Genomic DNA, 14,165 nt, shown 5'->3' with positions numbered 1-14,165 from the left:
CTCTTACTTGTTTTTATTGCACATCGGGAAGCCAAGCGCCTCACGGGACGCATAATAGGCTTCCGCCACGGCTTTCGTCAGGGTGCGGATACGCAGGATATAGCGCTGGCGTTCGGTAACCGAAATCGCTTTGCGGGCGTCCAGCAGGTTAAAGCTGTGCGCCGCTTTCAGAATGCGCTCGTAAGCCGGCAGCGGCAGCGGTTTTTCCAGCGCCAGCAGCTGCTGCGCTTCTTTCTCATACTGCTCGAAGCAGGTGAAAAGGAAGTCAACGTCAGCGTATTCGAAGTTGTAGGTCGACTGCTCCACTTCGTTCTGATGGAACACTTCGCCGTAGGTGGTTTTACCGAACGGACCGTCGCTCCACACCAGATCGTAAACGCTGTCTACGCCCTGAATGTACATCGCCAGGCGCTCTAAGCCGTAGGTGATCTCGCCGGTGACCGGCTTGCACTCCAGGCCGCCAACCTGCTGGAAGTAAGTGAACTGCGTCACTTCCATGCCGTTTAGCCACACTTCCCAACCGAGTCCCCACGCGCCGAGCGTTGGGTTTTCCCAGTTGTCTTCGACAAAGCGAATGTCGTGGATGGTGGGATCCATACCCAGCTCTTTCAGCGACCCAAGGTACAGCTCCTGAAGGTTGTCCGGGTTGGGCTTAATCACCACCTGGAACTGGTAATAGTGCTGTAAACGGTTCGGGTTTTCACCGTAACGTCCATCGGTTGGACGACGAGATGGCTGCACGTAAGCGGTCGCCATCGGCTCTGGGCCTAAGGCACGCAGACAGGTCATCGGGTGTGAGGTGCCGGCGCCCACTTCCATGTCCAACGGTTGGACAATGGTGCAGCCTTGGCGCGCCCAGTAATCCTGCAAGGTCAGGATCAGGCCCTGAAAGGTCTTGGTATCAAACTTTTGCATGTTGAATTCGCACGCGATACGGATCGGTTAAAAAAAGAGTGCGCCAGTATACCCTTTGACCGCGGATTGTGCAGCCGGAAATCCAGGCCAGCGGCCAGGCGATTGCAGCAGGGTTTTGCGGGCAAAAACAGAACAATAAGAAAATCGTATACGATTCGCACTCGCCGCCATCACTCACAGAAAAAACCTCATTAAACCCTTAAATTTCATTATATTGATTGATACATCAGCAAATCCTATTACGTGATACGCATCACCTTTTTGACCCGATGGTTAAAAATCGCGCATTGACACTCGTATAATCGTATACGAAATTGCGGTGAAACAGTTTTGCTTGAGATTTCACCATGAAGATTGCGTTGAGTTATCCCGGAATGAACGCCAGCGATCGCCCAATGGGGCCTGCGCCGCTCTCTGCCGCCGTGCTGCACGAACCGATGTTGTTTATTTCAGGCCAGGTGGCGATTGATCCCTACAGCGGCGAGATGATGGGCAACGACATCGCCAGCCAGACGCGTCAGGTGCTGAAAAACGTCGGCGAGCTGCTGAGCGAAGCGAACATGACCTTCGGCAACGTAGTCCGCGTCACCATTTATCTCACCGATCTCAGCACCTTCAGCGCGATGAATGCCGCTTACAGTGAATTCTTCCAGTTCCCTTTCCCGGCGCGCGCCACCGTGGGCATTCAACTCAACCATCCTGACCTGCTGGTCGAGATGGAAGTGACGGCGATGCGCTGATGCATATTCATATCGAGAACGACGCCAGCGCGCCGCGCGCACTCCATCTCTCTGCTGAGCAATTGCAACTGCAGCTCGACGCGCATCCGCCGTTGCGCAGCCACTTCACGCTGAGCGAAAACAGCCATGCGGCGCAGACCGACGACTTCCTCGCCCGCTGCGACATTCTTTGGAGCGGCCGCAAGCTGGCGCTCGATCAATTCAGCACGCCGCGCTTGAGCTGGGTGCAGGTGATGTCGGCAGGTGTTGAACAGTGGCTGGCGCACTGGCCGCAGGGCGTGACGCTCACCAATGCCTCTGGCGTGCACGGCGATAAAGGTGCCGAATTCATTTTGATGGCGGCGCTGATGTTCAACTTCGGCATTCCCGGTTTTCTGCAGGATCAGGCGCAGCGTGTCTGGCGTCCAACCTTTGGCGGCTGCGCACGCGGCAAAACCGTGCTGCTGCTGGGCGTGGGCGGCATTGGCGCCGCAGCGGCAAAACTGCTAACGGCGCAAGGCTATCGCGTGATTGGCGTGACGCGCAGCGGCCAGTGTGATGCCAACGTGGCGCGCTGCATCCGCATTGACGCGCTCGACGATGTGCTGCCGCAGGTGGATGTGGTGGTGTCGACGCTGCCGCTGACGCCACAAACCCACAACCTGTTCGATCGCCGCCGCTTCGATCTGCTGCCCGCACGCGCGGGCATCGTGATTGTTGGCCGCGCCGATGTGTTCGATTACAGCGCGATGCGCGAAAAACTCAATGCGGGCGAACTGGCTGGCGCGGTGCTGGATGTCTATCCGCAAGAGCCGTTACCCGCCGACGACCCGCTGTGGCACACGCCCGGCGTAGTAATGACGCCGCACTGCAGCCTCGACGATCACAGCGCCTATCTCGCCGGATGCCTTGAGGTGTTTATCGATAACCTGGCACGTTTCCGCCACGGGCAACCGCTGCGTAATCAGGTTGATCCGGCACGAGGTTATTAAGGGTGCGCTTTTCCCCTCACCCTAACCCTCTCCCATAAATGGGAGAGGGGATGAATAGATTTCCAGCCCGCACTATCGGCGCCCTCTCCCGCTTGCGGGAGAGGGCTGGGGTGAGGGACAAGCAGCACCCAAATACCAAAGACGTTCATAAATCACAAGGTCATCGCTTTCTCATTCACCAGCATCAGGGGAACCTTATTATGAAATTTGCACGCACTGCTTTGTTAATCTCTGGTCTCAGCGGCAGCTTACTGGCGGGCATCTCCAGCGCCCACGCAGCCAGCACCGATCCCATCACGCCTACCGCCAGCGACTTCGCGGCGATGGCGCAGTGCAAAGCGCTGCAAACCAAATATCCGTCGCTGAAAGGCAAAGATCTGGTGGTTGGCCTTGGCGGCTACACCAAAGGCTTTGAAGCGCCATCGGAAAAAGATCCCAGCATCATTGAAGGGCTTGATCCTTCACTGTTCGAGCGCATCAGCAGCTGCCTCGGCGCGAAACACAGCTACCAAAGCGGCTCATTCAACGTGCTGCTCACCTCCATCTCCAGCGGACGCGCCGATATCGGCCCGATGCTGTACGTCACCGAAGAGCGCATGAAGCAGATCGCCTTTGTCGCCTCAATGCAGGTGCAGGATGGCTCAGTGCTGGCGCAAGGCAACCCGAAGAAAATCAACAGCGTCGATGATCTGTGCGGCAAAACCGTCGCCGCCGCAGCGGGTTCTTACGAAGCTAACAAACTGGTGCCGGAGCAAAGCGCCAAATGCAGCGCTGCCGGTAAGCCAGAAGTGAGCATGCTGATGGTGCAGAACACCGACAACAGCATTCAGGCGGTGAAAAGCGGTCGCGCGGACGTTTATCTGACCGAAGCCGGTTCAGCCATTGCCATCGCCAAAGCGGACAAATCGCTGCAAAGCGGCTTCACCGTGGATCTGCCGATCATGGTTGGCTTCCCGATCGCCAAAGACAACGCCACGCTGCGCGCAGCGGTGCTGGACGCGATGAAAGTGATTCAGGCGAGCGGCGCACAGAAAAAACTGCTGGATTACTGGGGCCAGGGCAGTGCTGCCGAACGTCCGGTGGTTGCGCGTGGTTAATGCATAAACTCAGCCGCCTCGGTGACGAAACCGAGGCGTTGAGGAGGATAACGCCTTGGATGATTTTCTTAAGTACCTGACTTTCCCCTACTTGTGGGAAGGCGCTGTCATCGCCGTGCAGCTGTTGGTTGGCGCGCTGGCGGGCGGCATTTTGATTGGCTTTTTCCTGGCGTTAGCCAGCAGCTCAAAGCACGGGTTTATTCGCGTGCCGGTGAAAATCTACATCTATACGCTGCGCGGCACGCCGGTGCTGCTGCAGCTGATTCTGCTGTACAACGTGCTGCCGGAATTTGGTCTGCGTTTGAGCCCGTTCACCAGCGCCCTTGTCGCGCTGATGATCAACGAAACCGCCTTCTGCGCCGAAATCATTCGCGGCGGCATTATGGCGACCGATCGCGACCAAAGCATGGCAGCGCAGGCGTTCGGTTACTCGCGCAGCAAAGAGATGATTCACGTGGTGATCCCGCAGGCGCTGCGCGCCATTCTGCCCACCATGGGCAACGAAACCGTGGGCTTGCTGAAATCCACTTCGCTGGCTTCGGTGGTGGGCGTCAATGAGTTGACGATGCGCGGCCAGGCGATTGTGTCGCAAAATTTCCTGTTTATTCCGGTGCTGGTCGCGTCGGGCGGCATCTACCTGATTCTTTCCACGCTGCTGGCGGGCGGTCAGTGGTGGCTGGAGAAGTTCTACAACCTTGATGAACGCGCACGTCGGGCACGCGCGCGGCTGGCGAAACTGCCGCCAGAAGCGGAAGTGATGCCGATGCAGCTACCGAAACGACGCTGGGATACGCAAACCGCCGCGCCGGTGCTGGAAGTGCATCAGCTGTGCGTCGAATACGCCGGGAAAGCGGTGCTGAAATCGCTGTCGTTAACCGTACGTCGCGGCGAAGTGGTGGTGCTGCTCGGTCGCTCTGGTTCGGGCAAAAGTACGCTGCTGAAATCGATTCTGGCGCTGACGCCGCGCAGCAGCGGCACCATTCAAACTGAAGGCCACTTTATGGGCAGCGACGAAAACGGTCGCGCGCTGGCGCAGCGTCATCTGCCGCTGAACCGCGCCAAATCAGGCATTAGCATCGTGTTCCAGCACTTCGCGCTGTTTGATCACCTCACCGCGCTGGAAAACGTGATGAGCATTCTGCTGCACGTGCAGGGCGCACAGCCGGAAATCGCGCGTGGCAAAGCGATGCGCGCGTTGAAAATGGTAGGACTCGGTGATTTCGCCGCCTCGCTGCCGCATGAACTTTCCGGCGGACAGAAGCAGCGCGTCGGCATTGCGCGTGCGCTGGCGGCTGAACCGCAAATCCTGCTGTTTGATGAGCCGACTTCCGCGCTCGATCCCGAACTGGTGCGCGAAGTGAACCAAACCATGCGCAGCCTGGCGCAAACCGGCATCACCATGATCATCAGCACCCACGACATCGCGTTTGCGGCGGGCGTTGCCGATCGCGTGGTGTTCCTGCAGAACGGCGCGTTGATTGAAGAAGGTCCGCCGACGATTCTGCAAAATCCGCAAACGCCAGCGTTTGCCACCTTCCTTGAACATGAAAATGCTGTGGAGGCGCAACATGCCCATGCGCTTTGAACTCACGGCACGCGAGCGCCTCGGCGATGCGTTGTTCCGCTATATGCAGGGCCAACCGGCCGATGCGCTGGGTAACGAACCCGATGCCAATCAGCAGGCGCTGCGCCGCTTTCGTCTGTTACCGCGCGTACTGCAGGGCAATGAAAGCATCGACACGCAGATTTCACTGCAGCAGCAAAACTGGTCCGCACCGCTTGGCGTCGGCGCCTTTGCCGGTGACCGTATTTTCCACGAAGAAGGTGTGTTGCCGATTGCGCGCGCCTGTAAACGTCTGCAACTGCCGCTGGTGATCTCGGAAGAAACCGTCACGCCACTGGAGCAGATTGGTGCGGAGTACGATCGCTGCTGGCTGCAACTGCGTGCGGCGGGCGATGTCGGCCGCATTAAAGGGTTAATCGATCAGGCTGCACAGGCCGGATTTAAAAATATCGTGCTAACGGTGCTGGCACCGGTACATCCGGTGGCGGGATTACAGCCCGGCGGCTTCTCGATTGGCGATGCGTTAAAACAGCGCGGCTGGCACACCATCGGCGGCACACAGCCGGGCGTTACACCGCTGCCGGCTTTTCCGGTGTGGCGCTGGCAGAACATTGACGAGGTGGCGGCGCACTGCGCCGATCATCACATTCCGCTGTGGCTGAAAGGTATTTTGCATCATGACGATGCGGCGCAGGCCGCGCAGCACGGCGTCAGTGGACTGATCGCCTCGAACATTGGCCTGCGTCAGAGCGCGCGCTGGGCCACGCCGGTCGATCAGCTGCCCGATTTGCAGGCGGTGACGCGGCTGCCGCTGCTGCTGGATGGCGGCGTACGTTGCGGCAGCGATGCGGTGGTGGCGCGCTGTCTTGGCGCGTCGCTGTCGCTCAGCGTGCGACCGATCATCAGTGCGTTAGTGGCGGGTGGCGAAAGCGCGGTGTTCGATCTGCTGTCCGGCTGGATCAATGAAATCACCGCGATCAGCCATTGGTGCGGCGTCAGCGATATGGCCAGCCTTAACGGCAGTTTCATCACGGAGGTGCGCGGCTAATGCAGACACTGATTTTCAATCAAGGCGATGCCAGCGAATCGCGCATCTATTACTGCGCGCACTATCTGGCGCAGAGCCTTGGCCTGTTTGCCGCCGAACAAGTTGATGTGATCTTCACCACTAGCGAATCGGGCGGACACACGGTACAAGGCGGCCAGGTTCCCGCAGTGCTGAATCGCGACGCCGATCTCACGCTCGGCGGCCCGATGGTGGTGATGAAGCATTTTCAGCAGCACGGCGCGGAGCTGCAGTGTTTCTGCGCCTCGGTGGCAGCCAATCCGTGGTTTTTTGCGGCGGTGCAGGCGCAGCCGGATTTTCAGCTCAGCGATTTACGCGGTAAACGCGTGCTGGATGTCGGCAATGTCGGTACCGCCACGCTCACGTTCCGCTGGTTACTGGCGCGTCACGGTTTGCAGGATGATGTCGAGCTGATCGCCGGCAGCGGCGACCAGGCGCGAGATTTCGCAGCCGTCGCCCATGGCGCAGCCGATTATGCGCTGCACGCCATGCATATGCTGGCGCCCGCCATCGCCGCCGGACAACTCCACAGCATTAGCAGCCTCGCCAGTTTGTGCGGCCACGTACCCTGGAGCGCCTACATCGCCCGCGCTGATGTGCTGCAGGAGAAAGCCGCCGCCTTTGCCGCCTTCTCCCGCGCCATTGCGCAGGCGCTGGCGTGGATCTCCAACCATGACGCCACTGAACTGGCGCAACAGGTGCAGGCTTTTTACCCCGATTATCCGCGCGATGCGCTGGTGCGCGGCCTTGCCGCCTATCAACAGGCCGGCGTGTTTGCGCCTGATTGCGTGATTCCACGCGCCGAATTTGTGCATTTCAGCCAGCTGTTAACGGCTATCGGCTGGCTCGACTCTTCACAGCCGGTGCCGTATGCGGCGCTGGTGACGCAGGCAGGAGCAGAGTGATGAAACAGCTGATTATTAATGGTTTGGTGGTGACAGAAACCCGCGCTGAACTGGCGGATCTGCTGATCGAAAACGGCAAGATTAGCGGCGTGTTATCGCCTGGCGCCATTACACACGGCGTTGACGAGGTGATCGATGCGCAAGGCTTGATCATCGTGCCTGGCGCGATTGATGTGCATACCCATTTCACCGGCTCGCACGATTTCCCCGAGCAGGAACTGCGCGAAGGTACGCGCGGTGCGGCGGCGCACGGCGTCACCACCATCGTCGAAATGCCGCATTCGCTGCCACCGGCGACATCGCTGGCTAACTTCAGCGCCAAGAAACGCTGGCTGGCAGACAACTGCTCGGTGGATTACGCCCTATGGGCCGGACTGGATGGCCGCAACGTACATGAACTGGCGGCGCTGGATCAGGCCGGTGCGCTGGCCTTCAAAGCTTTCCTGTGCAGCGGCGCGCCCAACGGTGAAGCCACCGACGAGAAAGGTTTGCCGCGTCTCGACGATGACGTTTTGCTGCGTGCCATGCGCGAGCTGGCCACGTTCGACGGGCTGATTGGTGTGCACGCGGAAAACCACGAAATTCTGATCGGTGCTGGCAGCGAACAGCGTCGTGCCGGACGCAATGATGCACGCGCGCATGCGCTGGCGGGGCCGGAAATCGCCGAGATCGAAGCGGTGGGACGCGTGTTAGCGATTGCCGAAGAGACCGGCGCGCGCTGCCATATCGTGCACGTCAGCTCGGCGCGCGCGGCGGAAACCATTGTCGCCGCCAAAGGCCGCGTCCGTGCCAGCTTCGAAACCTGTCCGCACTATTTACTGCTCGATGAAGACGATCTGGTGCGCATCGGCCCTAACGCGCGCTGCGGCCCGCCGATCCGCCCGCGTCCGGTGGTGGATGCGCTGTGGCAGGTGCTGCTGCGCGGCGATATCGACATGATCGCCTCCGACCATTGTCCGTACACGCCCGCACAAAAGCAGGCAGGTGAAGCCAGTATCTGGGATGCAGGCATGGGATTAACCGGCGTGGAAACCCTCAGCCCGATGTTCTTCAGTGCGGCCCATAGTGAACGTGGCTTAGCGCTCAGCGAGTTTGCGCGCATGACCGCCAGCGGCCCGGCCAAAGCCTTCCAGCTGTGGGGCAAAAAAGGGGCGATTGCGCCCGGCTTCGACGCCGATTTGGTGTTCTACGACGCCAGCCAAAGCTGGACAGTAAGCGGCGTGAATTTTCAGGGACTCGGCAAGTGGAGCGCATTTGAAGGGATGCGCTGTCAGGGTAAAGTGGTGCGCACATTGATTCGTGGCGTCACGGTATTCCAGGATGACCAGATGCAGGTTGAGCCTGGCTTCGGTCAGTTCGTGACCCGACAGGTTTAAACAGGACAAATAACATGGCAGGAAAATCCTCTACCGCTCGTCGTAAAAACAGCGCCCCGCTGGCGCAGGACGCGGCCACCGATAACAACTGGAATACCGCGCGTCCGCGCACGCTGGTCGATCACGCTGTGGATGCCATTCTCAGCGCCGCCTCGCGCGGCCTGATCTTGCCCGGCGATCGCATCGCGGAACCGGAGTTGGTGGCCAAACTCGGCATGAGCCGCGTACCGATTCGTGAGGCGCTGCGCATTCTGGAGAGCCAGGGCATCGTCACCAGCGAGCCGTACAAAGGCATTCGCCTGATGGAGATTTCGCATCAGCGGCTGGAGCAGATTATCGATGTGCGCATTCCGCTGGAGACGCTGGCCTGTCGCCGCGCGATTGAGGCCGGACGCAACAGCGCCGAGCAGCTTAATCAGCTCTATCAAGGTGTGGCGCAGATGCAGGCGATGATGCAAAACGATGACGTTTACGGCTTTGCCTCCGCCGATACCGATTTCCACCGCACGCTGTGCAGCTTCGCGCACAACCCGGTGCTGAGCAATTTGTGGGAGTCGATTGCCCGTCAGCTGACGGTGATTTTCGGCCTCTCCACCATGGGCAAATCGATGAGCGACATCATCGAGGAGCACCAGCGGCTAATTAATGTCTTTGCCGATGGCGACATCGCCAAAATGACCGACGAGGTTGAGAACCACATCCGCATTCAGGCGCTGGACGTGGATTACGAAACCCTGATTACCCAACGCCGCCAGCACCGTTCCGCTCTCGGCTAATTTCGCATTGCCTTTACACCAGGGAAAACACCATGAAAATCATTAACGTTGAGGCGTTTTACCTGCGCCTGCCAGTGATTGAGCGGCGCACCGACAGCTCTCAGGATGCGCTGCTGATCAAAATCACCACCGATGCCGGCATCACCGGCTGGGGCGAAGTGGATGGCAGTCCGTATGTCACCAAAGCCATCATCGAAGCACCCTATTCGCACACCATGGTCACCGGCCTGAAATCGCTGTTGATTGGCGAAAACCCGCTGGAAACCGGTCGTTTGTGGAAGAAGATGCACAAAGCCACCATCTACTACGGCCGCAGCGGCGCGGTGTTGCAGGCGATGGCGGGCATCGATATCGCGTTATGGGATATCAAAGGCAAAGCGCTCGGCAAGCCGATTGTTGAACTGCTGGGCGGCGCGATGCGCGACAAGATGCGCGTTTATTCCTCCAACATGTTCCAGTTCAGCGTCGAAGAGACGGTCGCGCGCGCCCAACACGCGATTGATACCGGCCATAGCGGTGTGAAGTTTGGCTGGGAGCCGTTTGGCACTGACGAAGCGCAGGATCTGCGCTATCTCGAGGCGCTGCGCAAAGCGATGGGCGATAACGTGGATCTGATGCTGGATGTCGGCCACGTGTGGGATGCCAAAACCACCATCCGCCGCAGCCAGCGCTATGAACATCTCAATCTGTTCTGGATTGAAGAGCCGCTGCATCCGGATAACTACGCCGGTTACGGCCAGGTTTCGGCGGCGTGCCAGCAACATATCGCCGCCGGTGAGCAAGAGTGTTCGGTAACGGGTTTCCAGCGCCTGATAGATGAAGGCGGCATCGATATCGTGCAGATCGACCTGACGCGCACCGGCTTCACCCAGGCGATGGAGATCGCCAGCTACGCGCACAGCCGCGGACGCAAAGTGTGCAACCACAACTTCACTACCGACATTAATACCGCCGCATCATTGCATTTCCTCTGCGCGATTGAGAATGCGCTGGTGATGGAGTATTGCGTCGAGCCGGGCGAGATCAGCCGCTCGCTGGCGAAGAATCCGGTGCGCATCGCCGACGGTTACGCGTGGCTGCCGAGCGAGCCGGGCCTCGGCGTTGAACCCGACGAAGCGGTGATCGAGAAGTTTTTGGTGCGTGATTAGCAAGGCCGCCATGAATGGCGACCCTACGACGGATCGGCATTGTTTTTGTAGGGTCGCCATTTATGGCGTAATGCCGATCAGTTAAGCCCGAAATGATCGGTTGAACGATCCTCCAGTTCTGCAAAAATCCGTAATCTCACAGGAATTACGGATTTTTTTATGTTACTCAGTCAGGCTCTCGATGCCGTTCTTAACTTTACGCCCAAAGAGTTCTCCGCGCTCTCCGATCTGCTCTCGCCTGAACTCATCGACGAATGCCTGGCTGATACTGGTATCGTGACCGTGCGAAAACGCCGTCTTCCAATGGAGATGATGGTCTGGGCCGTTACCGGCATGGCCCTGTTCCGCTCGCTTTCCATGAACCAGATTGTTTCTCATCTGGATATCGTTTTGCCGGGCAAGCGCCCATTCGTCGCGACCAGCGCGGTTGTGCAGGCGCGTCAGCGGCTCGGAGAAGACGTGGTCCGCCGGGTCTTTGAAAAGTCACGCCAGCTCTGGTTTGATAAAACACCGCTGTCACACTGGAACGGCCTGACACTGCTGGCGGTCGACGGCACGCTGTGGCGGGCCCCCGATACGCCGGAAAACGATAAGGCCTTTGGGCGGACGGCAAATGCACACAGTCAGTCTGACTGGCCTCAGCTGCGCATGGTCTGCCAGATGGAGCTGACAAGCCATCTCTTATCGGGCGTGAGCTTTGGCAGCGTGACCGAAACCAGCGAGGTTGATCTTGCGGCACAACTGGTGGGACAGACGCCGGATCACTCGCTAACGATCCTGGATAAAGGCTTCTATGCGCCCGGCTTCCTGCATTACTGGCAGACCTCGGGGGTGGAAAGACACTGGATGCTACCTCTGCGCAACGATGCAAAATACCGTGTTCTGCAAAAACAGGGCTCAGGCAGCGAGCTGATAGAACTGGACCTGTCGTGGCAGGCGCGTAAAAAATGGAAAGATGTGCCGGAAACGCTGACGGCGCGACTGATAAGCAAAAAGGTTAACGGGAGAGTGGTGAAAATCCTGACGTCAATGTGCGATCCATTGCGATATCCGGGAGGGGATATCGTTGATCTTTATGGACATCGCTGGGAAATAGAACATGGCTTCCGGGAGATGAAGCAGCATCTGTTGAACAACGAGCTCACGCTGAGAAGCAAAACACCGGAACTGGTGAAGCAGGAGTTATGGGGCGTTGCGCTGGCGTATAACCTGCTGCGTTTTATGATGGCGCAGATGGCCTATAGCCTGAAAAACGTGGAGCCTTATCAGCTGGGGTTTAAGCAGGCGGCACTGTACCTGACAGGTCAACTGAGACTCCTGCCTGCGGTAGCGCCGGGAAAAATTCCGAGAATAATAGATGAAATAATGGCGATGGCGGGAAGCTTCGTGCTGCCAACCCGGCGGACGAGACATTATCCGCGAGCGGTGAAAAAGAAGCCGAAACGCTATGCGTTCCGGCATGATTAAGTCTTAACTGACGAGCATTACGCCATTTATGGCGACCTGGTAACAGAGTGATCTGAATTACACCGCAAAAGGTTGTTGCCGCTCGGCTCACTGGCTACCCTTCTTCGCAGCTAATGCAAGAGGACGCCATGCAGCAAAAAATTTACTGGATCGACAACTTACGCGCGGTTGCCTGCCTGATGGTAATCGTCATTCACACTACAACCTGGTACATCACCGGTCCAATGGCGGTGACAGGCATGAGCTGGGATGTGGCGAACCTGCTTAATTCGGCGTCACGCGTCTGTGTGCCGCTGTTCTTTATGATCTCAGGCTATCTGTTTTTCGGCGAACGCAGCGCGCAAGGGCGGCATCTGCTGCGCATCGTGCTGTGCCTGCTGTTCTACAGCGCGGTAGCACTGGTCTATATCACCTGGCTAACGCCGATCAATGAAGGGCGATCGCTGCTTAAGCTGCTGCAAAAACCGGTGTTCTATCACCTGTGGTTCTTCTTCGCCATTATCGGCATCTATCTGTTATCCCCGCTGATTCAGGTGAAAAGCGTGGCGCCGCGCTATGTCGCCATGCTGGTGATCGTGCTGGCGGTGCTGGCGAATCCGAATACCGTGAGCCAATCGCTAGGGCCGTTCCACTGGCTGCCGGTGAATCTGTATGTCAGCGGCGACAGCATCTATTACCTGCTGTATGCGCTGCTCGGACGCGCGATTGGCTGCATGGAGACCGACAAGCGCAGCATCAGCTGGCTGGCGGGATTGGGCTTTGTTGCCTGCGTGGTTGGCATTGCGCTCGGCACCAAACAGATGCTGAAAATCAACGGCGCGTTCAACGATACCTGGTATCTCTACTGCGGGCCGCTGGTATTTATTGCCGCCATCAGCTTGTTGATTTTGTTCAAAAATACCCTGAATCAGCGCGCGCTGCCGGTACTAGCCACTATCTCGCGCTATTCACTGCCGATCTACGGCTTTCACGCGCTGTTTATCCACTTTCTGCGCACCAATCACTACGACGATATGTCGCGTCCGTGGCTCGATTTGCCGTGGGTGATGGGCGTGACGCTGATCGGCAGCCTGCTGCTGGCGATGGGCTTACAGCGCGTGGATAAGCGTCATCTGGTGAGCTGATCGTCCCAGCGCTGATGAGCACGGCGCAGCTGGCGGGCCGAGGAGAATCCGGCGGCCAGCGCCGCTTTCTCCGCCGCTTCGCCCTGCTGCTGACGTTGCCGCGCAATCACTAAGCGCAACTGTTCGTGGTACTCGCGCACGCTGATGCCAAGATGCTGGCGGAACAGCCGCGTAAGATGACGTTCGCTGACGTGCGCCCGCTCGGCCAGGGCAGTAAGCGACCAATCGTGTTCGGGATGGGCAATCATCACATCCTGCGCGCGATGAATCGCCGGATGCATATGATTGCGATAGCGCAGCCACGGCGACAGCTGTGGATCGTCGCCGGAGCGGCGGAACCACACCACCATTTCGCGCGCCACTTTCAATGCCTGCGGCGCACCGCACAATCTATTGATTAAATGCAGCGCCAGATCGATACCCGCAGTAATGCCCGCGCTGGTCCAGATGCCGCCATCTTCGACGAAAACCCGGTTATCTTTCACTAACGCCGCTGGCGCTGCAGCTTTCAGGCGCGGTAACACATCGTGATGCGTGGTGCACTGAATGCCATCCAGCAATCCCGCCTGCGCCGAGAGTAGTGCGCCGGAACAGATACACACCAGTGTGATGCGCTGATCGGTAATCGCTGCTTGCTGCTGGCGTAGCCAGTCACGCGCTATGGCTGCCGGTTCGGTATCGAAACAGACGCGCGAATTGTATACGCCGGGCACCACCAGCAGGCTGTTTTCCGGCAGTTGCGCAGGCAACGGCGCGATGTCAGCGATGGTCATGCCGGTGGAGCACAGCACGCTCGGCTGCGGGCCAATGTAATGCAGCGCAAAGTGGCCGTCGGCCAGCTGCAGGGTTTCAGCGGGGCCGGTGAGGTCCAGCGCCATCACGCCGGGAAGCACGAGGAAGAAGACGGACTGCGGCATGGTGGGCTCCGGTTGGGTTTGGTGTGTTTTTTCCCTCACCCTAGCCCTCTCCCGCAAGCGGGAGAGGGAACCGATCGAGCTAACGACTCCCTCTCCCGT

General features: G+C 58.7%; 13 protein-coding genes. 11 read left to right on the top strand and 2 right to left on the bottom strand.

What is annotated here, in order from left to right:
* Positions 1–3: 3 nt before the first annotated feature.
* On the bottom strand, positions 4–915 hold the full coding sequence (gene glyQ / locus AC6I8A_RS00460; protein ID WP_008105242.1) for a glycine--tRNA ligase subunit alpha: 912 nt from the start codon (positions 913–915) through the stop codon (positions 4–6).
* A 347-nt stretch (positions 916–1,262) separates the two neighbouring features.
* On the opposite strand from glyQ, the gene AC6I8A_RS00455 reads away from it, so the two are divergent.
* From AC6I8A_RS00455 to AC6I8A_RS00405, 11 genes are all read left to right on the top strand, one after another.
* Positions 1,263–1,655 (top strand): RidA family protein, encoded by a 393-nt coding sequence (locus AC6I8A_RS00455; RefSeq protein WP_293795598.1) that lies wholly within the window; start codon positions 1,263–1,265, stop codon positions 1,653–1,655.
* Entirely contained in the window at positions 1,655–2,626 is a 972-nt protein-coding gene (locus AC6I8A_RS00450; protein ID WP_497817861.1) for a D-2-hydroxyacid dehydrogenase, read from the top strand. The genes AC6I8A_RS00455 and AC6I8A_RS00450 overlap by 1 nt, the downstream gene beginning before the upstream one ends.
* A 200-nt stretch (positions 2,627–2,826) precedes the next feature.
* A complete protein-coding gene (locus AC6I8A_RS00445) occupies positions 2,827–3,723 on the top strand; it encodes a transporter substrate-binding domain-containing protein (RefSeq protein WP_497817860.1) in 897 nt (298 codons plus the stop codon).
* Between the two features lie 55 nt (positions 3,724–3,778).
* Complete coding sequence (locus tag AC6I8A_RS00440) at positions 3,779–5,308, top strand: amino acid ABC transporter permease/ATP-binding protein (RefSeq protein ID WP_497817859.1); 1,530 nt, start codon at positions 3,779–3,781, stop codon at positions 5,306–5,308.
* On the top strand, positions 5,292–6,335 hold the full coding sequence (locus AC6I8A_RS00435) for an alpha-hydroxy acid oxidase (RefSeq protein WP_497817858.1): 1,044 nt from the start codon (positions 5,292–5,294) through the stop codon (positions 6,333–6,335). Before AC6I8A_RS00440 ends, AC6I8A_RS00435 begins: the two co-directional genes overlap by 17 nt.
* Positions 6,335–7,258, top strand: coding sequence for an ABC transporter substrate-binding protein (locus AC6I8A_RS00430; protein WP_265301518.1), 924 nt, complete (start codon positions 6,335–6,337; stop codon positions 7,256–7,258). Before AC6I8A_RS00435 ends, AC6I8A_RS00430 begins: the two co-directional genes overlap by 1 nt.
* Positions 7,258–8,634 carry a dihydroorotase gene (locus AC6I8A_RS00425; RefSeq protein ID WP_497817857.1) on the top strand — a complete coding sequence of 459 codons (1,377 nt, stop codon included), beginning with the start codon at positions 7,258–7,260 and terminating at the stop codon, positions 8,632–8,634. Before AC6I8A_RS00430 ends, AC6I8A_RS00425 begins: the two co-directional genes overlap by 1 nt.
* 14 nt (positions 8,635–8,648) lie before the next feature.
* Positions 8,649–9,410 (top strand): GntR family transcriptional regulator, encoded by a 762-nt coding sequence (locus AC6I8A_RS00420; RefSeq protein ID WP_293795584.1) that lies wholly within the window; start codon positions 8,649–8,651, stop codon positions 9,408–9,410.
* Positions 9,411–9,442: 32 nt separating this feature from the next.
* Positions 9,443–10,558 carry a mandelate racemase/muconate lactonizing enzyme family protein gene (locus tag AC6I8A_RS00415; RefSeq protein ID WP_293795582.1) on the top strand — a complete coding sequence of 372 codons (1,116 nt, stop codon included), beginning with the start codon at positions 9,443–9,445 and terminating at the stop codon, positions 10,556–10,558.
* Positions 10,559–10,717: 159 nt separating this feature from the next.
* Positions 10,718–12,025 (top strand): IS4 family transposase, encoded by a 1,308-nt coding sequence (locus AC6I8A_RS00410; protein ID WP_265303508.1) that lies wholly within the window; start codon positions 10,718–10,720, stop codon positions 12,023–12,025.
* A 128-nt stretch (positions 12,026–12,153) separates the two neighbouring features.
* Entirely contained in the window at positions 12,154–13,149 is a 996-nt protein-coding gene (locus tag AC6I8A_RS00405; protein ID WP_265301510.1) for an acyltransferase, read from the top strand.
* Here the strand turns inward: AC6I8A_RS00405 and AC6I8A_RS00400 are convergent.
* On the bottom strand, positions 13,134–14,066 hold the full coding sequence (locus tag AC6I8A_RS00400) for a GlxA family transcriptional regulator (protein ID WP_154194656.1): 933 nt from the start codon (positions 14,064–14,066) through the stop codon (positions 13,134–13,136). The genes AC6I8A_RS00405 and AC6I8A_RS00400 overlap by 16 nt on opposite strands.
* Positions 14,067–14,165: the final 99 nt, after the last annotated feature.

The sequence above is a fragment of the Pantoea sp. X-Soil-ISGK-275 genome (assembly GCF_059730795.1).
The sequence above is the reverse complement of the archived record's forward strand: the minus strand, read 5'-3'. Positions and strand labels throughout refer to the sequence as shown.